The organism is Alkaliphilus serpentinus, from assembly GCF_009017255.1.
Lineage (GTDB): Bacteria > Bacillota > Clostridia > Peptostreptococcales > Natronincolaceae > Alkaliphilus_D > Alkaliphilus_D serpentinus.
Genome location: NZ_WBZB01000004.1, coordinates 122,345 through 144,192 on the forward strand (window position 1 = coordinate 122,345; position 21,848 = coordinate 144,192).

Genomic DNA, 21,848 nt, shown 5'->3' on the forward strand with positions numbered 1-21,848 from the left:
TTTTTAGGATTTTTTAATTTTGGTTCCCTATCCCATAAATCATGTTTAATGGTTAAAACCACCAATATAATATGCTGCCATCATTTCGCCCCCTTATTTATTCATTAAGTAAACCCATATAAAAAGCCCTGGCAAGAAGTAGCTACCAGGGCAATGAATATAAAATCAAACAAAAAGCCCAGGCAAGCATATCCTTACCTGGGCTGATTACACTATGTATCAGTTGGTGAGTAAAGATGAGTTACTTCCCTTAGAAAACAGAGTATTTAATTCTAGGCATACTAATCCCTTGGGGATGCCAAAAAAACCTGTTGATACAATAGCATTAATGCTTATTAATTCTCTGTTAACTAAACTAATCATAACCATCCTACACCTCCTTACTTAATTTACAGTCAAATTATACCATAGATTCATGAAGCATACAAACTTTTTTTTACAAATATGAAGATTTTTTAATATTATCTATATTACTCTTGTGAAATTTCAATTTTCACCAGCTCTGAATTAGAAAATAAGCGCATTGGTGGCCCCCAGGTTCCAGTGCCAGAGGTTGTATAAATGTAACTGTTCTTGTATCTATAGACACCATAGGAATACTTGAAAATTATCGCCACAATAAAATTCAAAGGAGGGATTTGCCCCCTATGGGTATGGCCAGATAATTGCAAATCAATTCCTGCTTCAACTGCCTCTCTAAATTTAACAGGCTGATGAGATAATAAAATATGGAGCTTTGCTGAATCACTGTCAGTCAATAAATCCTTCAGCTGATGATTAGCATTTGCGCCTCTTCGATTTGAAGAATCGTCAACTCCAATTAGTGTGATATCCTCCAATTCTATTCTTTTGTTATCAATCACTTCGATATTTGCATCACCACAGAATCTCTTAAAGCCTTCATATCCAGAGTATATTTCGTGATTGCCTGATACAGCATATACTCCAACCTTAGCTTTAAGGGTTTTTAGTATTGGTGCAAATTTCTTGATTTTCTCATATTCATCATCCACCATATCTCCTGTAATTAAGATAAGGTCTGCCTCTAAGCCATTACAGCTTTCCACCAGTTCATTCACCCATTTTTTAGAGGTTAATAGTCCTAAATGGATGTCGGATAAATGAATAATCCTTAGTTGATTTTTCATTGTTTTTTGATATTTTATTTCTATGGTTTTAAGAATTGGGCCTTTTTTAGCAATGGTAATTGACACAAGGCTTAGAATTGGAATTAGTGTAAAGGCTATTGTATTGATTTGATAATCATATCCATTAATAATATATAATAAAACTTCCTTGATCATTAAAACAAATAAGGAAATTGATAATATTCCCATCCATATTGATCCAAAATAAGATACTATAAAGCCATACTTAAATTTTCTTATAAGGCGTCCTAAAACATAGCTGACTCCCCCCAACCAAAAAATCAATTGAATAAGTAGCTTAATGAATCCCCCAAGAGTAAATTGATTCATCAGCTGAGTATAAACAAAATAATTCATTCCTCCATAAATACTAAAAAAAATTACAAAAAATATGGTAAATGCCATTATTCTCTTGAGCATAGTTCCTCCTTTGTAAAAGCACATTAATAAGTGTTGAATGTTGAATGTTGAATTGATGTGGAAATTTGTTTGCAAATTTCATAGTTTTTGTCTTCTCTATTTTTAAACTTTAGGCTATTCACTATTAGTTATTATCTATTAACTGTAGCTTACCATTACTATTACTATTACTAATTATTTATTCCCTATTACCTATTACCTTCACTTCAACTCTTTTCCCATGTGTTATCCCATCCACCTGGATAGCTAATTTTAACCCTTCCACATCTTGCTAGCATAGCTCCTAAAAAAATTATGGATGATCTCATTTCTCTAACCAACTTCTCAGGTATCTCGTAATTATTGAGATTTTTGGAATCCACCACTACGGTATTCCCTTCTCTAGTAACCTTACAGCCTACAGACTCCAGGATTTGTATCATAATTTCAACATCAGATAGCATTGGAATATCATGCACTATATTTATACCACTGTTTAACACAGTTGCAGCTAAAATAGGAAGAACTGAGTTTTTTGCACCCTGCACCTCTAGCTCTCCAACTATTTTATTACCACCGATTACTTCAAATTTACTCACCAGCTGGTCACCTCCAAAGTTCAATATGTTTATTTATATATGTAAAAAAATATCTGCTGGCAAATTTAACAAATATATAAACATATTATGCAGAAACCCTGTAGGTGTTACTCTTTGGTTTTTTTAGATATTTAAAGCCTTATAATCTCTTTTAGTATCGCTTCTGCTGCATCATCCTTTGCTGATTTCCTACTAGCCATCTTCATACTTTCCAATAGTTTAGAATCCCCTAAGATTTTTTTTATATTTTCATCTAGTATTTCAGCAGATAATTGATTCTCCTTAAGCATTATAGCAGCACCCTTCTCCTCCATGGCCTTTGCATTGTACTCCTGATGATTTTCAGCAGTATGGGCTTTAGGAATCAATATTGACGGCTTTCCGGCAGCAGTTAGCTCCGCTATGGTAATGGCCCCTGCACTACATACTACAATGTCAGCTGCCTTTACTGCATAGGGCATATCATCAATATAGGGAATTATCATATGATTACGAAGAATTTCATCATCAAAAGCTTCAATAACCTTATGATAATGATTTTTACCTGTTGCCCATATTAGCTTATAATTCAAAGCTTTAGAAGTTGTTAGCAACTGGGCTATAGCATGATTAAGCTTTGAAGAACCCCCGCTTCCTCCAACCACCAAGACAATGGGCTGGTTACTATCAATGTTATAGTGATTCTTAGCCTCTTGATCCTCAATCAAAAAGAAGGCATCCCTAATGGGATTACCAGTATATACAAGCTTTTGGGGATATCTAAAAAATCTACTTGCCTCCTGAAAGCTAAGAAGAATCACATCAACATGTCTTGAAAGGATTCTATTGGTTAGCCCTGGAAAAACATTTTGCTCATGTATGATTGTTTTTAGGCCCATCATGGCCGAGGCTACATATAGCACCGGACCACAAACAAACCCTCCAGTACCGATGACAACATCAGGTTTAAAGTCTTTTAAAATTCTCCATGCCTGAAAAAACCCCTTCATCAGCTTAAATCCGCTCTTTACATTATGTAGGGATATGCTGCGCCTTAGATAGCTAACAGTAATATGCTTCATTTCATAGCCGGCATTAGGTACTACATCACTTTCTAAACCCTCTTTAGTACCTATAAAAAGGATTTCAGCACTAGGCAACTGATGCTTTATTTTATTAGCTATGGCTATTGCTGGATAAATGTGTCCTCCAGTTCCTCCTCCGCTAATGACAAATTTCATTAAACTCATCTCCTATCAGGATTAATATGCTTAGATATGTTTAGTAGTATTCCAGTTAAGGCCATAAAAACTACTAATGCATTTCCACCAGAGCTAATAAAGGGCAAGGGCATTCCAGTAACTGGCATTGAAGAGGTGGCCACTGCAATATTTATAATAACCTGTATGGTTATTAAGGCTATTATTCCCGTCGCCAATAAGCAGCTTTGTAAATCCGGTGCATTCATGGCTATTCTTACACCCCTCCATATAAGAATTAAAAACAATAATAAGACAACAGTTCCTCCAATAAACCCCAGTTCTTCCCCTATTATAGCAAAAATAAAATCGTTTTGTGGCTCAGGCAAATAAAAGTGTTTTTGAACACTCCTTCCCAGCCCTCGTCCAAATAGCCCACCAGAACCTAAGGCTAAGAGGGATTGAATAACCTGAAAACCAGAAGCAGAGGGGTCTGCCCATGGATCAAGAAAAGCCGTTATACGCCGAGCCTTATAGCTATCCCCTTTAATTACAATATATGCTATTAAGGAGCTAATAGCTCCTAAGCCCGTTAAGGCTAAGCCAATAAAATGGGTTAACTTCATTCCTCCAACAAATACGATAGACATAATCACCACCCCCAGAACAAAGGCAGTACTGAGGTCTGGTTGGAAATAGATTAAGGAGAAATACATTCCAATAATTAGCAGATATGGAAGAACCCCATAAACAAAGCTTTTAATTTTATCTTTCTTTCTGGTTATGGTTGTAGAAACATAAATGATTGCACAGAATTTTGCAATTTCCGATGGCATAATGGTTTGACCAGCAATGGTTATCCATCGTTGGGACCCATTTATTTCTGTTCCCACAGGGGTTAAAACTAATATCAAGAGACCTATACTAAAGAAAAAAAGTAGATTAGCATATCTCTCCCATTTATAATAAGGAAACCTTGCGCAGAAATACATTGCGAAGGTCCCAAGAGCCCCCCACATCAGGCCCTTCTTTAAATAAAAATATCCATCCTTAAAATTTACCAAGGCATTGGCATAGCTAGAGCTGAAAACCATTACTATACCAATTACCACTAATGCAGCTACAGTTAGGGTTATCGTTGAGTCATAGGTTGGCTTTTTTGCCATTTTTAAGACCTCCTCAATTTTGAAACCAGCTCTTTAAAATGTCTTCCTCTCTCTTCAAAATTTGGATACATATCCCAGCTGGCACAGGCAGGGGATAATAATACTGAATCACCAGCAGTAGCAATTTCATTTGTGTATTCAACTGCCTCCTGTAAATCCTTTACTAATACCACATTGCTAAAGCCTAGGGATATAGCTGTACCCTTTATTTTTTCAGCGGTTTCTCCATAAACAACTAAAGCCTTTACCTTCCCCTTAAAGGATTTGATAAACTCTGTAAAGTCGCTTCCTTTATCCATACCGCCTGCAAGTAAAATTATTGGTTCCTTAACTGCCTCTACTGCCTTAATTGAAGCATCAGGATTAGTTCCCTTAGAATCGTTAATATAGGTAACCCCATTAATCACATCAACAAACTCAATCCGATGTTCAACCCCTTCAAAGGTTCTTAAGCTATCGGCTATAGACATAGGTTCAATTCCCATAGCAAAGGCCATAGCTGTAGCCGCCAAAGCATTTTCTAAATTATGATTACCGGGAATCTTTATTTCATCAATGGGAATAATTTCAAGAACTTTATCATCCAGTTTAACGACGATTTTCTGATCCTTCACATAAACTCCCTTTTCCAGCTTTGATTTTCTGCTGAAAAATAGGATATTAGCCGACAATCTTTTACTGGCTTCCCTTAAAACTTCATCATCATAGTTAATGACAGCATAATCATTAGAATTCTGGTTCATGAAAATATTCAGCTTTGCATTTAAGTAGTTTTCCATAGTCTTATGACGATTTAGATGATCCGGGGTTAAATTGAGGATGGCTGCAACCTTGGGGTGAAATTTAGAAATGCTTTCCAATTGAAAGCTACTAACCTCCATGATCATATTGTCTCCCTGCTGACTTTCTAGGGCCTTAGATATAGCTGGTACTCCAATATTGCCTACAACATAGGTTATTCTGCCTGCATCCTTGAAGATTTTACCCGTAAGGGCTGTTGTTGTGGTTTTACCATTGGTACCTGTAATGGCTACAATATCAGCCTTACCCAATCTATAGGCTAATTCTATCTCTCCTATTATATCTATGCTCTTTTCTCTAAGTAAATTAATAAAAGGAATATCCAGTGGTACTCCAGGTGAAACAACTACTAAATCTATGGTTCCTAACACATCAAGATCATTAGGATGCTCTTCGAATATGTATTTCACATTTAGTCCCTTTAGTTCTTCCAGGGCATCTGTAAGCTTATCCTTAGATTTTAAATCGTTTACAATAACCTTACTGCCAAGCTGAACTAGAACCTTCACTAAAGGCACACCGGTTACAGCTAAACCGATAACCAAAACTCTTTTATTCTGTAAGTTCATATAAAAACCAACCCTTCTTATAGAATTGAGAATTGAAAACTTAAATGTTGATTGTTAAATGTTGAATGTTGAATTTATGTTGCTAGATAATTTGTCATGAATACTAAAGTATCAATATAGATTCATGTCAAATTACTACCTAAGTGGCTATTACTAATCAAAGATTGGATTTTTTACTTATAATTATTACTCAATACTCATCACTCATTATTCATTATTCATTACTAATTACTCATTACTAATTATTAATTACATATTTTTCTATCAGCTCAGTGCGATCATTCCAATTAAGCATAATATTACCGTTATGATCCAAAATACAATTACCACCTTTGTTTCTGCCCACCCACTTAACTCATAATGATGATGGAGGGGAGCCATTTTTAAAACCCTTTTTCTTGTTAACTTGTAAGAGGCAACCTGTAGTATCACCGATAGGGACTCTGCAAAATATATTCCGCCTACTATAGGAATAATCATAGAAACATTCATCAATACCGCCACTGAAGCAATCGCTCCCCCTAAAGCTAAGGAACCGGTATCCCCCATAAAAACCTGAGCTGGATGGGAGTTAAACCGTAGAAAGCCTAGACAGGCCCCAGTTACAGCTCCGGCAAAGATTGCCAAGCTGGTATAACCCCAATCCAGGGCCAGTACACTGAAGAAGGCTGCAATAATAAGGGTTACCCCCGAAGCTAAACCATCTAAACCATCGGTTAAATTGGCACTGTTTACTGTGGCTATTACAACAAATATGATAAAGGGTATATACAAAATTCCAAGGTCTAAGTATTGTGGTATGACAAGGTTTCCTATGGTTACACTGCCTTGGATAAAGGGTATTATAATTCGTGTTCCCATCACAGAAACATTGGACTGATATATTGCCAATAATATAGCAACGGCTGTTTGCAATAATATTTTTTGATAGGCTCTTAATCCTAGAGATCGTTTTAAAACTACTTTAATGAAATCATCAATAAACCCAATGATTCCAAAGGCGGTAGTCGCAGCTAAAGCCACCAATAAATCTTGGTTAATTACCCCGGATGTAAGAGAAGTAATTAGGATTGAAAAGATTATGATGATTCCTCCAATAGTGGGGGTCCCACTTTTGGTGAGATGACTCTGAGGACCATCCTCTCTAACCATTTGTCCTACTTTTAACCTTTTTAGATAAGGAATAATTAGTGGACCAAGAATCAGAGTAATAACAAATCCAATAATAATAGTATAGATCAGCTGCTTGTGCTGTATCATTTAATTAACTCCTCTCTTGTAAATAATAAACAATTTCTTCCATTCTCATACCTCTGGAGCCTTTTACCAATATTGCATCTATGTTCTGAAGGATTTTAGGGAGGTCTTTTATTAGTTCTTCATTATTATTAAAGCTATGCCAATCTAAGTCGACTTTATGCTTCGTAGCCTCTTCTCCTATCCACTTTGCCATTTCTCCTACTGTTACCAGATTGTTAATATCTGTTAATGCTAGATCAGCACCAACCATCCTGTGACCCTCTTCAGAAAAGGTACCCATTTCTAGTATATTTCCTAAAATAGCCAGCTTATTACCCTTCTGTAGGTTTAGAACTGCTAAGGCAGCCCGCATTGAATCTGGACTGGCATTATATGCATCGTTTATCACTTTTATATTGTTAAATTGGTGTATTTCCAATCTCATACTGGAAGGCTTAAACTCATCCAAGGAGGTTTGTATCTCCTCTGGGGAAATATTGTAGTGAAAGGCTATCCATATGGAGGCTAAGGCGTTATATACATTATGAATACCTGGTTGAAGAATGTTGAAACTTATGGCCTTTCCCTTCCAATGAATTACTATGCTATAGCCCCCATTTTTATTTGCTTGAATTTCCTCTGGAAAGATGTCATTATCCTTTGATAAGCCAAAGAAAATTTTAATAAATTTAGTAGGTACATTTCTCATTTGAGATAAAAACTGGTCATCTCCATTTAATAGTAGATAGTCCTGGGAGTTCATATAATTGGTGATTTCCATTTTTGCCCTCATAATATTTTCTCTACTGCCTAAATGCTCTATATGGGACATTCCAATATTGGTAATAACTCCAATATTAGGATTTGCAATATTAGCGAGACTGTCGATTTCCCCTAGGGAGGACATCCCCATTTCTAATACGGCCATTTGGTGTTGGGGCTCCAGATTAAAGATTGTTAAGGGCAAACCTATCTGATTGTTGTAATTTCCAATATTTTTAAGTATTTTAAAACGATTACCTAAAACGGCACTTATCATATCCTTGGTTGTGGTCTTTCCAGTGCTACCGGTAACACCAATACAAGGTAGATCAAATAGCCTTCTATAGTAACTACTAATATCCATTAAAGCCTTTAAGGTATCTTCAACCTCTATTATATAGATACCATCTAAACCATCAGTATTTAGCTTCTGATCTTTGTCTATTAAAACTCCAGAGATTCCTTTTTCATAGGCCTCTCTAATGAAATGATGCCCATCGAAGCGTTGACCCTTTAATGGGAGAAAAAGCATATCTTTTTCAGCTGTTCGAGTATCTATTGATATACCTTGAAATGAATCTTTTTTTCCCCTTCTGATAATTTCACCTTTACATATTTCTGAAAGGGTTGTATAGGTTAAAGTTATCATATTCGACCTTCCTCTCCAGCCACTTCTAAAACCACCTGCTTATCATCAAAAACCAACACCCTGTCCTTAACAATCTGTGTGGTTTCATGTCCTTTTCCTGCTATTACAATTAAGTCTCCAGCTTCAGCCATCTTTACAGCTTCCCTAATGGCCTCCTTCCGATCTTCTATTATTATATAGTTCCCCTTAGTCCTTTTTATTCCTTCCTCTATCATAGATAAGATGACATAGGGATCCTCTGATCTAGGGTTATCGGAGGTAATAATTGAAAAATCGCTATACTTACCAGCAATTTCTCCCATTACAGGCCTTTTTGTTTGGTCTCTATCTCCTCCGCAACCAAAAACAGTAATTAATTTATTTTTAGTAAACTCCTTTGCAGCCTTCAACACATTCTCCAAAGCATCAGGAGTATGGGCATAATCTACTACTGCACTGAACTCCTTTAGTCCATCTATTGATTGGAATCTACCAGGAACACCAATAAAAGCATTTAGTCCATCGGCAATAATATCTGCAGGAACTCCTAAGCTATAGCAGCAGGCTATAGAGGCCAATGCATTATAAACAGCAAATAGGGCTGGAGTCTTTAAGGTTAACTTGATATTAAAATTTTCTGGTCCAACTACATCAAAGCTGAGCTCTTTACCATTATTATGTATATTCTCTGCAACAAAATCTGCAGGGTTATTTATGCTATAGGTTAATAAAGGGGTATCTAGATTTTTTATATCCTTAACTATTATTCTACCAGCTTCATCATCTAGATTAATAATATTGCAATGGGTGGTTTTATAAAAGAGCTTTTTCTTTGCTTCTCGATAATTGTCCATAGTGCTATGAAAATCTAAATGATCTGGGGTTAGATTGGTGAAGATCCCCACCTTAAAGCTAACCTCGTCTACTCTATTAAGCTCAAGGGAGTGGGATGAGACCTCCATTATACATGTATCAACATCGCCGTCAATCATTTTTCTAAAGAGGCCTTGTAGATCTAAGGACTCTGGTGTTGTTCTGGCTGAATACATTTTTTCATTATTTATTAATGTGGCAAGGGTTCCAATTATGGCTGTTTTTCTATCATAATTTTCTAGAATACTCTTAATAATGTAGGTTACTGATGTTTTTCCATTGGTTCCCGTAACACCAATCATATCAAGGAGCTGACTGGGTTTACCATAGAAATTACTGGCTATAGACGCCATAGCTCTTCTGGTATTTTTAAATCTAATGATAGGAACCCGATCTTCATGAATTTCCTTTTCAACAGCAATTGCCACTGCTCCATTTTCTATAGCTTCATTGATATAATTATGTCCATCCGTCATAAACCCTTCAATGCATATGAAAAGACCTCCCGGCTTTATGAGTCTGGAATCATAATGAATGTTATCTATCTGCACATCTATAGGTCCATAGATACTTTCAACCTCAAGTTCTTTAATCAAGTTTTTTAAATCCATTATTAACCTCCCCTTCTTGTATACTATTATTAACTCCTTATAAACTTTTTAAAAGGCAACTTAAAATTAAGGTTGATACCATAATTTTAGTTGCCCATTTAATTATAAAACTATATGATTATATTTTCCAGTGGTAAATTTAATTGGGCTTAAATTCCACGCTTATAATTGTTCCTAAGGGAACTTCCGAATTGGCTTCTGGATACTGGGAGGTTGCAACCCCATTGCCTGTTATCTTCAGCCTTAAGCCCAAGGCATTTAGCAGTTTATTGGCATCTCCTATAGTTTTCCCGGTTAAATCAGGTACCAATACCTTCCCTACCTCGCCCTTCTCTCTAGCATATAGCATTACTGAAGAGTTTTCAGGAACCCTAGCTCCAGGCTTAGGGAACATATCGACGATGATGGTATTAGGACCCATTTCCTGTTGGGCTTCAATCTCATATTGAAGCTTATGATCCTTGAGGGTTTTTGTCCCTTCAGTAACAGTCATCTGTCTAACCTCAGGAATGGTGATTTCTGCCTTCACCAGCTGCTGAGCCTCTTCTTCAGTATACTTAGGTTTAACTTCAAGATACCGTAGGCTCTCCTCCAATATTTCCTTAGCCACTGGCGCTGCTGTTATACTACCAAAATGACTTAATCCATTGGGTTCATCAACGATAATTAAAACCGCCAGCTTGGGATCATCCATTGGAGCTACACCTATAAAGGATGATACATAATACCCGTCAGCATATTTACCATCTATTACCTTTTGGGCTGTACCTGTTTTTCCACCAACAGCATATCCTGGAATATAGGCAGCTTTTCCAGAGCCCTCAACGATTACTGATTGCATGATTTCCCGCATTTCCTGGGAGGTTTTTTCGGATATTACTTGACGGACCATTTGTTCTTCAAATCGATGAACGACGTTTCCTTCATTATCTACAAGTTCTTTCACAATTCTAGGTTTCATCAATATACCATCATTAACTATAGCTGAAACTGCTGAAATTAGTTGGATTGGTGTGATAGAGATACTTTGACCAAAGGACATTGTAGCCAATTCAACAGGCCCTACCTGAGGTAATGAGTACATGATTGATTTCCGTTCTCCAGGTAAATCTATTCCGGTAGTGCTATTAAATCCAAAGGCATCTAGATAGGAATAAAAGGTATCCTTCCCAAGTTTTTCACCAAGCTGCACAAAGACAACGTTACATGAATTTTGCACTGCTTGTGTTAGGGTTTGATCCCCATGGGGATTATAATATCTCCAGCATTTTAGTGTTCTTCCTCCAACACTTATTGTTCCTGGAGAGAAAAAATGACTATCTGGTGTAGCAATTCCTTCTTCTAAAACAACGGCTGTAGTAATTAGTTTAAAGGTGGAGCCTGGTTCGTAGGTGTCATTAACGATGGGATTTCTCCACATACTAAACCATGTATCTAACTTTTCTTCATCCGACATAGCTTCCATCTGTAATTGCATTTCTTCATCTAAGGGTAGTCTAGGTTGGTTTGGATCATAGTCGGGCTTAGCAGCCATAGCTAATATATCGCCAGTTTTTACATCCATCACTATTGCAGTAACCCGCTTAGCCTTATTAACCTCAAGAGCATTTTGAACTGCCTTTTCTGCAAAGTGCTGGATCACCTCGTCAGTGGTCAAAACCACGCTTAGCCCGTTTTCTGGAGGATAATATTTTTCTACACTAGAGTCCAATTGTCTACCGGCGCTGTCGGTGCTTTTTATCCATCTACCCGGTAAACCACTAAGGTACTTTTCATATTCCCTCTCTATTCCATAGGCCCCTCTGTTATCATCAGTGGTATGTCCCAATATATATGTAGCAAAATTCCCATAGGGGAAGAATCTTTTATTATCTTCAGCAATCAAGACTCCCTTTAAGTTCTCTTTTCTTATTGCTGCGGCCACATCATCCTCAATCCATCTAGCAATTCTTACTAAGCCATATTTCGAATTTGAAATATCCTTCTCTAATTTATCAAAGGGCAACTGTAAGATATTGGCAAGCTTTGCGGCAGTTTCCTTAGCATTTTCTATTTCCTTTGGCTTAACCCATACAGTACTACTGCTTATACTGATTGCCAGCTCCTTACCATTCCGATCGTAGATAATACCCCTTTTGGCGGGAATGGGTATATCTCTTGTCTGCTGTGCATTTGCTAACTCCTTGTATTTCTCTCCTCTCACAATTTGTATCCACCCCAATCTAGCAATAAGCGCAAATATTAGGAAGGATACTATCGTGAACATGGTTAATAATCTTCTTTTGCTAGATATGGAAGGCTGAGACAAGATTATTTCCCCCTTATTAAATATTTAAAAATGCTAAAACTCTATTGAAGGTTTCAGCTAGAAAACCTTTTTTCTCCACTTGTAGTTCTTCATAGACCATATTTTTTGTTAGTTGACTGGACAACAACATCACCTTTGTTTCATCCACTTTAAAATAATAGGTATTCTCTGTCTGTGGATAAGTCATGGCCAATCTTTCTTTAGCTTCTGTCTCTATCCATCTTGATTTTGATACAGTTTCTAGCTCTGCCCTTAGTTTTTCCTTCTGAGCTTCTGCTTCCTCCACTTGTTTGTTTAAACCATGAAGCTGGTGTCTCATTTCTGTAATGGTGGCAAAGCGCAATACTATAGTTAAACCCATGGCAAGAATAATAGCGATCGTTGAAACTGCAGCTACCTTTGCTATGCGATGGCCTTTATTTACCTTAACCCTCTTTTTTCGTTGGGGTTGTTGAGGTATTCTCTCTTCAATATTATAGGGTATATAATCTTTCCTTGCTACTTCCAAATTTATTCACCCTTTCTATAAAATAGAACTCTATACCTTCTCTGCAACCCTTAATTTAGCACTTCTAGCTCTAGGGTTTTCTTGAAGCTCAACTTCCGATGGCAGTATTGGCTTTCTGCTAATAATGTCCAGCTGTTTGGCGTGATTACATTTACAAATGGGAAACTGCGGTGGACATACACATGAAATATTTAAATCTTTAAAGGTATTTTTTACGATTCGATCCTCAAGAGAATGAAAGGTTATAATACAAATCCTTCCCCCTTCATTGAGAAACTCCACAGCTTTTCTGATAGTATCTTCTATTATCTCCAGCTCTTTGTTTACCTCAATTCTTATGGCTTGAAAGGTTCTTTTTGCTGGGTGGGAGCCTTCCCTTCTAGCTGCTGCAGGTATTGCCCTTTTAATGATATCCACCAGCTGCCAGGTTGTTTCAATTTCTGCCTTGCTTCTATGTTCAACGATAAAGGCTGCTATTCGCTTGGCCCATTTTTCTTCGCCATAATCCTTAATGATTATTTCTAGTTCAGCCGCACTATAGCTATTTACTACATCCTTTGCTGTAAAGGAACTTCTATTATCCATCCTCATATCTAGTGGTGCATCCTGCATGTAGGAAAATCCTCTTTCTGCTTCATCAAGCTGGTGGGAAGAAACCCCTAAATCCAGTAGCACTCCATCAATTTTTTGAATATTTAAGGATTCTAGTACCTTATCAATATTTACAAAGTTGTCTCGAACCTGCTTTACTCTTTCCTTATAATCTTTTAAAACCTCTTCAGCTGCCCGATGGGCATTTTCATCCTGGTCGATGGCTATAAGGAGGCCTCCCTCTGTTAAGGCCTTTGCAATTTCCAAAGAATGTCCAGCACCACCCATGGTGCCATCTACATAAATTCCATTGGCTTTTATATTTAAATTGTCTATCGTTTCCCTTAATAGAACAGAAACATGTTGAAAGTCCATTTTATCACCCTCGTATTTTAAATTCCTAACTCCGCCATCTTAGAGGCAATTTCATCATAGCTAAGATTTGCATCATTATTGTATTGCTGCCATTGTTCCTGACTCCAAAGCTCTATTCTTGTAGCAACACCAATCAAGACGGTATCCTTATCTAAGGAAGCATGCTCCCTTAAATTATTAGGAATTCTTATTCTTCCCTGGTTGTCCAATTCACATTCAGTGGCACCTGCAAAAAAGAAACGAACAAAAGCTCTAGCATCTTTATTGGTGAGGGGAAGTTGTTTAAGTTTATTCTCTAATACCTTCCATTCCTCCATTGGATAAATGAAAAGGCAATTGTCCATACCCTTGGTCACGATGAAACGCTCCCCCAATTCATCTCTGAATTTTGAGGGAATGCTAATTCGGCCTTTTATATCAATGGTATGATTGTATTCACCAATAAACATTTCCATCCCACCTTAGGGTCTTTTTACCCACTTCATCCCACTTTGTACCACTTTTTATATATTTTCTAGGTTATTTTGATAATTCCTTCTTTTACTTTTAAGTTTTTATATCTTTTTTAAATATAGGCCTTAAGGCTTAGGCAGTGATACAATGAAGAATTAAGAATGAAGAATTAAGAATTGAGAATTAAGAGGTTAAATGAAGAACTAAGAATGCGGAAGTAGGGAATAAGGAAAAAAGGAATAGGTAATAGGTAAAAAAGGGCATAAAAAAACTGCCCTATTGGGCAGCTTCATCACTAAAACATTGTTTTATGCACTTTTTACTCTATAAAACTCTACAATTAATTGATCTAACTCTAAGCTTAACCGATAAATAGTATCATAATCCCCTTGATTAGTTATTTGCTGATTCAATTCCTGCTGAAGCTTTATAATTCGATTTTTTAGCATCATCTCACCCCAAAAATTGTCATTAATTGCTGAAATAATTGTAAAGAATAACAGCAAAATTTGTCAAATGTCATATAAGATGATTTTATCTTGTTTATTATAACTCTACTTGATATTTCTTCCAATATCTTCGAATTCTTTTATAATGCTAATTTTCGTCTCTACTAAAAATTAGTTGAATTGCTTTTACTCAATAATGAATTAATGAATAAACCCCCAGCGATTAATACAACACTTATAAGTTGTGCTGTTCTAAAGGGCCCAATCATTAGACTATCGGTCCGCAGGCCTTCTATTAAAAATCTTGCAATAGAGTACAATATTATATAGAGGACAAAAATTTGACCATTATATTTTTTCTTCTTGGTAAAGTATAAGAGAAAGAAAAATACACCAAAATTCCATAGGGATTCGTACAAGAATGTTGGATGAACCATTTCTCCATTAACTTCTATCCCCCATGGTAAATTCGTTGGTCCACCGTGGGCCTCTTGATTAACATAATTTCCCCATCTTCCTATGGCCTGACCAAGTATAATGCTTGGAGCACAGATATCTGCTAATTTCCAAAAACCGATTTTCTTATATCTGCAGTAGAAGTAACCAACGATAACTCCTGCAATAACCCCTCCATGAATTGCTAATCCACCTTGTCTAAATTTATAAATGTCCTGAAGGTTTTTTGAATAATAACCCCAGTTGAAAATTACATAATAAAGCCTGGCCCCCAATAGGGCTGCTGGCACAGCAAAAAGGGCTAAATCAATAACAGTATCTTCATGGAGTCCCTCTTTTTTTGCCCGAATGGTAGCTACAATAACCCCCAGTAGCATTCCTGTGGCAATAATGATTCCATACCAACCTATTTCTAAACCAAAAATTCTAAAGGCTATAGGATCCATATCAACCTCTCCTTGTAATAAAATCTATAATTCGGTCATTGGTGTTGCATTTTTAGTCCACCTAAACATTATAGACCTTTGTAAGTATCTATGTCAAACTAAGGATTGATCACCGAGAGCACCTGTAGGTCCTCTGAAAAATGATTTATGAAGCTCTGATGGATATCTTGGTAGGTAACCTCCTTTAGGGCTTGTAAATAGTCCATAAAGTTCAGACCCTTAAAATGATACCCTACAAAGGAGTTTCCAATATATTCGATTGAATTATAAAAGCTGATATTTTCCCCTATTTGCTTTCGCTTTATTCGGATAAAGTCCTCCTCTTTAAGTCCTATTTTTTTTCTATTAAGAATCCAGTTATTTATGGTTTCCTTAACTTTGTGGGGGTCTCGAGAATTACCATTAATGATGCTATGTCCGTAATCCAACTCTCTTACATAGTCAAAATTAAAGCTCTGGTCTATCAACCCCTTTTGATATAAGTCTTCATACAAATCACTGCTACGACCAAATACCATATCCAAAAGAACCCTAATGATTGCTTCGTGCTTCAAGAAATTGGTATGATCATAGGGGATTTCTTTTTCTTTATAGCCAAGATAAAATAATGGTGTTGAAACAATCATCTTTTCCTCTACAAGGGAGTTTTTCACATGGGTAGCCTCCGCAGGGTAATGTCTAACAATGGATGAAATCTCCTTACTCCCTTGATCATCAAAGCTCATTTCTATTTCATTGAAGAGCTTATCCTTTTCTAAATCCCCTGCAATAAACAATACCATATTGGATGGATGATAAAAGGTATTATAGCACTGATATAAGTCCTCTTTGGTAATCCTATTAATGCTCTCTTCAGTTCCTGCTATATCAATTCTTACTGGATGTTTATGATACATAGCCTTTAAAAGATTAAAAAACACCTTCCATTGGGGATTATCCTGATACATTTTTATTTCCTGGGTAATGATTCCTTTTTCCTTTTCAACATTTTCATCGGTGAAGTAAGGGTTTTGCACAAAACTGATAAGGAGTTTTAGATTTTCATAGAAATTATTAGTGGCAGTAAAATAATATGCTGTTACATTAAAGTTCGTATAAGCATTTACACTGGCTCCTAGGGGTGCGAATTTATCAAAAACATTTCCCTCCTGTGACTCAAACATTTTATGCTCAAGAAAATGGGCAATCCCTTCTGGAACTTCTATGACTTTTGTGTCATGGAGCCTATTGAATACCAAATCATTAGAACCAAATTTAGTAGCAAACAAAGCAAATTTCTTTATGTACCCCTTTTTAGGTAGAAAGAAAACCTCTAAACCGTTTTGAAACTTACCTCTATAGAGTACTTCCTTTACTGCCTCTCCAATTATTTTATCATATTGCATGCTTCTCCTCCTCAATTCTTACTGGTTCCCAAAAGATAGGTTGTATCTAGTTTAATAGATGAGGCAACCTCTAAAATATCATTTAAGGACACTGCTCTAATTTTATTTGCTAGCTCCTCTGGTGAGAGGTAAAAATCCCCTACAATTTGACTATAGGTATATTCGGCTAAGGAATTACTGTTGTCACCCAAGGCTTGAATAGCAGTAATGATGGCTTCTTTACCATTGTCAATTTCTTCTTGGGTTATATTTCCTAGCCGCATTTCATTTAGCTCATCTGCTATCACAGCCTTTGTTTCTTCTGCCTTAGCCACATCAATACCACAGCTTATCAGCATGATAGACTTAAACTTGTCTACTTTTGAATAGATGTAATAACAAAGGCTCCTCTCTTCTCTAACTTTAAGAAATAGCTTTGAATGGGCCCCTCCACCTAGGATACTTGAATATAACAACAACGCTGGATACAGTGGAGCTTGATAGGAAATTTGAGTTCGATAGCCCAAGATTAGTTTCCCTTGACTGATATCCATGTCTTCTGATACTTCATTAAGATCTTCCTTTGCAGCTATCATTTCAGGAAAGGAAACACCCTCTATGTTTCTGTCTTTAAGATGTAGTTTCTTAATGATATAATCCTTAGCCTCTTGATGCTTCATGCTTCCCACCATAACGATATCTATGGGGCTATTATTTATTATTTTTTCATAATGGTTGTACAACTTCATTGGATTAATAGCTTTAAGGTCTTCTAGACGCCCATATTCATAAAGACGATAATTTTCATCCCTACACATTTCCTCAATGCAGCGATCTAGCGCATATTGATTCTTATTATTAACCCTACCCTTGATTTTGCTTTCTAGATTACTGACCTCTTGATTAAAGTAATCTTTATCAAATCCCCCCTCATCAATTAGGGGTCTAAACAATACTTCCTTCATGAGATTCAATGCTGAATCCATAAGCTTTGGCTCCTCTAAGTAATCAAGGGCAATTGTTGTAAGGGTGAATAGAATTATATGTTTTTCACCTTTTTTTGATATATCACCAATTAAATTGGCACCATATAAATACTCCAATTCTTTAGCAATTAATCTTGCATCCTTATACTCTTGGCAACCCCTTTGCATAATCATTGGCAATAAAGCATTATAGGTAACTTCTTGGGGAACCAGTGGTTGTTGAAAATATATATTTAATGAATTGGTTTTAAACTTATCTACAGTTATAGTATGAAGATGTGTTCCCTTCAAAATTTTTTCAGATATTAGCTCCATCATATTCCTCCTTATGTATTTTGCTTTATATCTATACCTTCTTCAAGGTACGTTAGGCTTTTGCAAACTAATTCCGAGTAAATATTGCTGATTAATTTGTCCTTTAGTTATTTACAGTTAAGTTCTTAAATTTCCATTATCAAACTTCAATTGTAAATATCCATACTTATTATTCCCAAATTGATGAATATAAACGTGTTAATTCCAATTTTGCAATGTAAGTAAATTAATTCTGTTTCGAATTTCTTTATAAACCCCTTCCTCATGCTGCCAACCGCTTATATAGGTTAAAGTAACCCTTTGGGGCTTATCAACTTTATCTAGTATTCTTTTTATTTTGTATATATCAAAGGGATCATCATATAAGGATGCTCCTTGAAAGACATAAATATCACTGACACCTTTAAGCATTAACTCATTTAGCTCCCTAACAATTCTATTTTCATTGTTAAAACTCATTCTAATTTGTTTTTCATTGTATCCTTCCTCCAATAATCCATCCTTAACCTTTTCACGGAATAAAATTTCTTGTTTAACATATTGATTATTCTCCATGCCTTCATAATAACCTGAGCCCCTTATAAGGATCCCTACCTTATTTCTTTTTTCATCGGGTATATAGCCATTGATCCATTCAACACAGGATACAGCAATATCATCACTATTCCATAGGGGCATTGTGGCCTTTACCTGAATCTTATATTGCTGTGGATTTATTTGTTGGACAATCCTTTGAATTTGATTATAATCCCTTTCTTCAGTTAACATTACAGGGCTAACGATAATCCTACCATGCCCCTCCCTCATGACTTTATATAAGATTTCTTCTAGATAGGGTTCTTTATATATGTAGGCAGAATAGAATTTATATTGATTTTCATAATAACTATTAAGTCTGCGCTGAAGGGCTTTATTATAATGAATATCAGATGTAGAGGTTTTTTCGTAAATTAGCTTTTGTCTGAAGAGATTAAAGGGCAAGGCCAGATGCTTAAATATCTTTAACTCTTCTGTTTCCTTTTTTATAAGCTGAGGTATATTGTATCTTGATGGTTCATCTTGAAATACCAAAATCACTGCTAAATTCTGATTTTCAATGTAATTGGTTGCTATATTTTCATTCTCAATCTTGGGTTTGAATAATGGCAGAGCCATTATCACAAGGGAATATCCCAATACCAAACCAAATATTAAATATTTTATTGCTTTTCTGCTATTGATTTTTTTGATCCCATATTGAAGTATCAAAAAAAACAAAATCCATAAAGCCCTTTCTATCAGACCATTAGATATCAAAGCAATTAAGAATAGAATAGAAATCATCATTCCCATTAATAAAAACATATTATTTCCCCCTTAAACCCTTTGTTTATAATATGTTTAAATGATATATAAAATGATTAAAGGTGGGTTTCCCACCTTTAATCATTATGCTCCAGGAGTCATCCTGCGAACTAGTTCTTCTATTTCTCTACCAAATCCACTTAATGGGCGGCCTCTCATAGTTTCTCTAGCAATATTTTCTATTCTTTCTACGATATCAGGATTTGCAGAAACAGCTACTCTATCTATACCTCTATCTGCTCTCTTTACAACATCCTCTATTTTTTTCTTCACATTACTGCTTACTTCTTCTGTTTCTTCTGTCAAAGTTACTCCAACAAGGGCCGTATTGTCAGTAATTACAACAGTTGCACTTCTTACCTCATCAAGCTTTACTACTGAATCTACGATATTATCTGCTCGAATATTTAAATCTTGCATATTTTCTTCCCCGGATTGTAGATTGTTGGGATTATCTCTATCTTCATCTGGGTTTGGGTTTGAACGACGGTTTGTATCGGGTACTGGATCTGGAGCAGGTCGTTCAGCTGGTCTACAACCAATGGAAGCTACTATCAACACCAAAGCTAAAGCTACAATCATTAATATTTTACCTTTTTTCATTTTATACACCTCCTATATTTATTCTTTCTCTAGGAGGTTTTTTTATTAAGCTAACTTTTTGAATATATCACATAGATTGCCACAGGATTATGATATTTTATAATAATATTTCAATATTTGGAAAAGACTAAGCTATGAATGATTTTAGGAGGTATTTTAATGGATCTTCTTTTTATTGGATATTTGGTAAAAAACCTTAAAAGAAAATTTTCTAAGCTAAAGCTGGGATTTTTATTATTGCTTTTATTTAAAATCATAAAAAAAAGATATCAGTGATTTTTGATATCTTTTTTTTGTTTCATTTATTAATTAGTAGCCTTCGTTATTTGTCTTTAATCCCTTAACAATATTTACGGAAGCACTACATCCTAGCCTTGTGGCACCAGCTTCGATCATTGCCATAGCAGTAGCATAATCTCGAATTCCTCCTGAGGCCTTCACTTCCAAGGCATCCCCAACAACTTCTTTCATAAGCCGAACATCCTCTACAGTTGCTCCTCCGGAACTAAAGCCTGTTGAAGTTTTTACGAAATCAGCCCCGGCTTCCTTTGATAGGTTACAGGCAATTAGCTTTTCTTCGTTAGTTAAGAGGGCTGTCTCAATAATCACCTTTACAATAGCCCTTCCCTTTGCAGCCTCAACAACGGCTTTAATATCCTCTAATACATAATTAGAATTACCTTCCTTTAATGCTCCTACATTTATAACCATATCTATTTCATTTGCTCCATTTTCAATAGCATTTTTAGTTTCAAATGCCTTCGTTTCTTTAGTGGCTGCCCCTAAAGGGAACCCAACAACTGCTGTAACCTTCACGTCAGAGCCCAGCAATTCATTTGCAACTAAAACAACATTTGAGCCATTAACACAAACAGAATAAAAATGATTTTCCTTAGCTTCTGTACAATACTTCTTTATCTCCACATTGGTAGCATCAGGTTTTAAAATTGTATGATCTATATATCTTTCTATTTTCATAACTCATCTCCTAATTATTGAATAATCTCAACTTCGTCACCATTTTTAACTGCAGCAGCATTGCCTTCATCGACGTCAACATGCATTTCTAAAGCATAAGTAGGATGCACCCTTACCAATACATTTTCGAAAACCAAGGCCCTTTCACCAAAGGTCCTTACCCTAACTCGGTCCTTATCATGAACGCCAAATTTAACTGCATCATCAGTATGCATATGAATATGTCTGGATGCCAATATAACTCCTACATCCAGAGTCACTTCTCTCTTTGGTCCTACAATTTTCAAACCAGGACTATCCAACAAATCTCCCGAATCCCTTACAGGGGGCTTAACTCCGAGTATAAAGCTATCGGTTAAAGACACCTCTATTTGTGACTTATTTCTAGCTGGCCCTAAAACTCTAACCCCTTTGATTTCCCCTCTAGGTCCTACAATATCCACCTTTTCCACAGCTGCAAATTGGCCTGGTTGTTTTAAATCCTTTAATAACTGTAGTTGATAGCCCTCACCAAATAATGTATGGATATCCTCCTTACTTAAGTGTATATGTCTGTTGGAAAGCGCTATTGGAAGTTTCATACTCATTATATATCCTCCTCACCCTATTAGTTTCTTGCATACAATATCCATTACAAACATTATACTTTTTTTTTATATAAAATGCAATTAATAGCAATTCTGAGTTGATTTGTAGCAT

21 protein-coding genes are annotated in these 21,848 nt (G+C 36.0%); all 21 read right to left on the reverse strand.

The window, feature by feature from the left end; genetic code table 11:
- Positions 1 to 219: 219 nt before the first annotated feature.
- Positions 220 to 369, reverse strand: coding sequence for a hypothetical protein (locus F8153_RS15910; protein ID WP_192929597.1), 150 nt, complete (start codon positions 367 to 369; stop codon positions 220 to 222).
- Positions 370 to 470: 101 nt separating this feature from the next.
- Positions 471 to 1,568: a metallophosphoesterase gene (locus F8153_RS01190; protein WP_192929598.1), complete on the reverse strand. Its 1,098-nt coding sequence runs from the start codon at positions 1,566 to 1,568 to the stop codon at positions 471 to 473.
- A 206-nt stretch (positions 1,569 to 1,774) separates the two neighbouring features.
- On the reverse strand, positions 1,775 to 2,146 hold the full coding sequence (locus F8153_RS01195; protein ID WP_151864518.1) for a UDP-N-acetylglucosamine 1-carboxyvinyltransferase: 372 nt from the start codon (positions 2,144 to 2,146) through the stop codon (positions 1,775 to 1,777).
- A gap of 131 nt (positions 2,147 to 2,277) precedes the next feature.
- On the reverse strand, positions 2,278 to 3,366 hold the full coding sequence (murG, locus tag F8153_RS01200) for an undecaprenyldiphospho-muramoylpentapeptide beta-N-acetylglucosaminyltransferase (protein WP_151864519.1): 1,089 nt from the start codon (positions 3,364 to 3,366) through the stop codon (positions 2,278 to 2,280).
- 5 nt (positions 3,367 to 3,371) lie between these two features.
- The gene (gene ftsW, locus F8153_RS01205; protein ID WP_151864520.1) at positions 3,372 to 4,490 is read right to left on the reverse strand and encodes a putative lipid II flippase FtsW; all 1,119 of its coding nucleotides are present in this window, start codon (positions 4,488 to 4,490) and stop codon (positions 3,372 to 3,374) included.
- Between the two features lie 2 nt (positions 4,491 to 4,492).
- On the reverse strand, positions 4,493 to 5,860 hold the full coding sequence (gene murD / locus F8153_RS01210) for a UDP-N-acetylmuramoyl-L-alanine--D-glutamate ligase (protein ID WP_151864521.1): 1,368 nt from the start codon (positions 5,858 to 5,860) through the stop codon (positions 4,493 to 4,495).
- 264 nt (positions 5,861 to 6,124) lie between these two features.
- On the reverse strand, positions 6,125 to 7,120 hold the full coding sequence (gene mraY, locus F8153_RS01215) for a phospho-N-acetylmuramoyl-pentapeptide-transferase (protein ID WP_151864522.1): 996 nt from the start codon (positions 7,118 to 7,120) through the stop codon (positions 6,125 to 6,127).
- Positions 7,121 to 7,124: 4 nt separating this feature from the next.
- Positions 7,125 to 8,510 (reverse strand): UDP-N-acetylmuramoyl-tripeptide--D-alanyl-D-alanine ligase, encoded by a 1,386-nt coding sequence (locus tag F8153_RS01220; protein ID WP_151864523.1) that lies wholly within the window; start codon positions 8,508 to 8,510, stop codon positions 7,125 to 7,127.
- Positions 8,507 to 9,973, reverse strand: a complete 1,467-nt coding sequence (locus F8153_RS01225; protein WP_151864524.1) for a UDP-N-acetylmuramoyl-L-alanyl-D-glutamate--2,6-diaminopimelate ligase — start codon at positions 9,971 to 9,973, stop codon at positions 8,507 to 8,509. Before F8153_RS01225 ends, F8153_RS01220 begins: the two co-directional genes overlap by 4 nt.
- Positions 9,974 to 10,112: 139 nt before the next feature.
- Positions 10,113 to 12,176: a PASTA domain-containing penicillin-binding protein gene (locus F8153_RS01230; protein ID WP_279237096.1), complete on the reverse strand. Its 2,064-nt coding sequence runs from the start codon at positions 12,174 to 12,176 to the stop codon at positions 10,113 to 10,115.
- 121 nt (positions 12,177 to 12,297) lie between these two features.
- The gene (locus F8153_RS01235; protein ID WP_151864526.1) at positions 12,298 to 12,789 is read right to left on the reverse strand and encodes a hypothetical protein; all 492 of its coding nucleotides are present in this window, start codon (positions 12,787 to 12,789) and stop codon (positions 12,298 to 12,300) included.
- 30 nt (positions 12,790 to 12,819) lie between these two features.
- Complete coding sequence (gene rsmH, locus F8153_RS01240; RefSeq protein WP_151864527.1) at positions 12,820 to 13,755, reverse strand: 16S rRNA (cytosine(1402)-N(4))-methyltransferase RsmH; 936 nt, start codon at positions 13,753 to 13,755, stop codon at positions 12,820 to 12,822.
- A 17-nt stretch (positions 13,756 to 13,772) separates the two neighbouring features.
- Entirely contained in the window at positions 13,773 to 14,204 is a 432-nt protein-coding gene (gene mraZ, locus F8153_RS01245; protein ID WP_151864528.1) for a division/cell wall cluster transcriptional repressor MraZ, read from the reverse strand.
- 312 nt (positions 14,205 to 14,516) lie between these two features.
- Positions 14,517 to 14,657: an aspartyl-phosphate phosphatase Spo0E family protein gene (locus F8153_RS01250; protein ID WP_151864529.1), complete on the reverse strand. Its 141-nt coding sequence runs from the start codon at positions 14,655 to 14,657 to the stop codon at positions 14,517 to 14,519.
- Between the two features lie 164 nt (positions 14,658 to 14,821).
- Entirely contained in the window at positions 14,822 to 15,559 is a 738-nt protein-coding gene (gene lgt, locus F8153_RS01255; RefSeq protein ID WP_151864530.1) for a prolipoprotein diacylglyceryl transferase, read from the reverse strand.
- Between the two features lie 98 nt (positions 15,560 to 15,657).
- Positions 15,658 to 16,944, reverse strand: coding sequence for an EF-P 5-aminopentanol modification-associated protein YfmH (gene yfmH / locus F8153_RS01260; RefSeq protein WP_151864531.1), 1,287 nt, complete (start codon positions 16,942 to 16,944; stop codon positions 15,658 to 15,660).
- Between the two features lie 11 nt (positions 16,945 to 16,955).
- Positions 16,956 to 18,224, reverse strand: coding sequence for an EF-P 5-aminopentanol modification-associated protein YfmF (gene yfmF, locus F8153_RS01265; RefSeq protein WP_192929599.1), 1,269 nt, complete (start codon positions 18,222 to 18,224; stop codon positions 16,956 to 16,958).
- Between the two features lie 198 nt (positions 18,225 to 18,422).
- Positions 18,423 to 19,568: a hypothetical protein gene (locus F8153_RS01270; protein WP_151864533.1), complete on the reverse strand. Its 1,146-nt coding sequence runs from the start codon at positions 19,566 to 19,568 to the stop codon at positions 18,423 to 18,425.
- An 84-nt stretch (positions 19,569 to 19,652) separates the two neighbouring features.
- Positions 19,653 to 20,171, reverse strand: coding sequence for a YhcN/YlaJ family sporulation lipoprotein (locus F8153_RS01275; RefSeq protein ID WP_151864534.1), 519 nt, complete (start codon positions 20,169 to 20,171; stop codon positions 19,653 to 19,655).
- Between the two features lie 309 nt (positions 20,172 to 20,480).
- Positions 20,481 to 21,149: a deoxyribose-phosphate aldolase gene (deoC, locus tag F8153_RS01280; RefSeq protein ID WP_151864535.1), complete on the reverse strand. Its 669-nt coding sequence runs from the start codon at positions 21,147 to 21,149 to the stop codon at positions 20,481 to 20,483.
- A 14-nt stretch (positions 21,150 to 21,163) separates the two neighbouring features.
- Positions 21,164 to 21,730 (reverse strand): phosphate propanoyltransferase, encoded by a 567-nt coding sequence (pduL, locus tag F8153_RS01285; RefSeq protein ID WP_151864590.1) that lies wholly within the window; start codon positions 21,728 to 21,730, stop codon positions 21,164 to 21,166.
- Positions 21,731 to 21,848 lie beyond the last annotated feature (118 nt).

Coding starts and splice junctions, on each gene's coding strand:
- F8153_RS01220 (WP_151864523.1), bottom strand. CDS start 8,510: ATGATAACTTTAACCTATACAACCCTTTCAGAAATATGTAAAGGTGAA.
- mraY (WP_151864522.1), bottom strand. CDS start 7,120: ATGATACAGCACAAGCAGCTGATCTATACTATTATTATTGGATTTGTT.
- F8153_RS01250 (WP_151864529.1), bottom strand. CDS start 14,657: ATGCTAAAAAATCGAATTATAAAGCTTCAGCAGGAATTGAATCAGCAA.
- ftsW (WP_151864520.1), bottom strand. CDS start 4,490: ATGGCAAAAAAGCCAACCTATGACTCAACGATAACCCTAACTGTAGCT.
- deoC (WP_151864535.1), bottom strand. CDS start 21,149: ATGAAAATAGAAAGATATATAGATCATACAATTTTAAAACCTGATGCT.
- F8153_RS01270 (WP_151864533.1), bottom strand. CDS start 19,568: ATGTTTTTATTAATGGGAATGATGATTTCTATTCTATTCTTAATTGCT.
- F8153_RS15910 (WP_192929597.1), bottom strand. CDS start 369: ATGGTTATGATTAGTTTAGTTAACAGAGAATTAATAAGCATTAATGCT.
- murD (WP_151864521.1), bottom strand. CDS start 5,860: ATGAACTTACAGAATAAAAGAGTTTTGGTTATCGGTTTAGCTGTAACC.
- F8153_RS01275 (WP_151864534.1), bottom strand. CDS start 20,171: ATGAAAAAAGGTAAAATATTAATGATTGTAGCTTTAGCTTTGGTGTTG.
- yfmF (WP_192929599.1), bottom strand. CDS start 18,224: ATGGAGCTAATATCTGAAAAAATTTTGAAGGGAACACATCTTCATACT.
- rsmH (WP_151864527.1), bottom strand. CDS start 13,755: ATGGACTTTCAACATGTTTCTGTTCTATTAAGGGAAACGATAGACAAT.
- yfmH (WP_151864531.1), bottom strand. CDS start 16,944: ATGCAATATGATAAAATAATTGGAGAGGCAGTAAAGGAAGTACTCTAT.
- F8153_RS01190 (WP_192929598.1), bottom strand. CDS start 1,568: ATGCTCAAGAGAATAATGGCATTTACCATATTTTTTGTAATTTTTTTT.
- pduL (WP_151864590.1), bottom strand. CDS start 21,730: ATGAAACTTCCAATAGCGCTTTCCAACAGACATATACACTTAAGTAAG.
- murG (WP_151864519.1), bottom strand. CDS start 3,366: ATGAAATTTGTCATTAGCGGAGGAGGAACTGGAGGACACATTTATCCA.
- mraZ (WP_151864528.1), bottom strand. CDS start 14,204: ATGTTTATTGGTGAATACAATCATACCATTGATATAAAAGGCCGAATT.
- F8153_RS01225 (WP_151864524.1), bottom strand. CDS start 9,973: ATGGATTTAAAAAACTTGATTAAAGAACTTGAGGTTGAAAGTATCTAT.
- lgt (WP_151864530.1), bottom strand. CDS start 15,559: ATGGATCCTATAGCCTTTAGAATTTTTGGTTTAGAAATAGGTTGGTAT.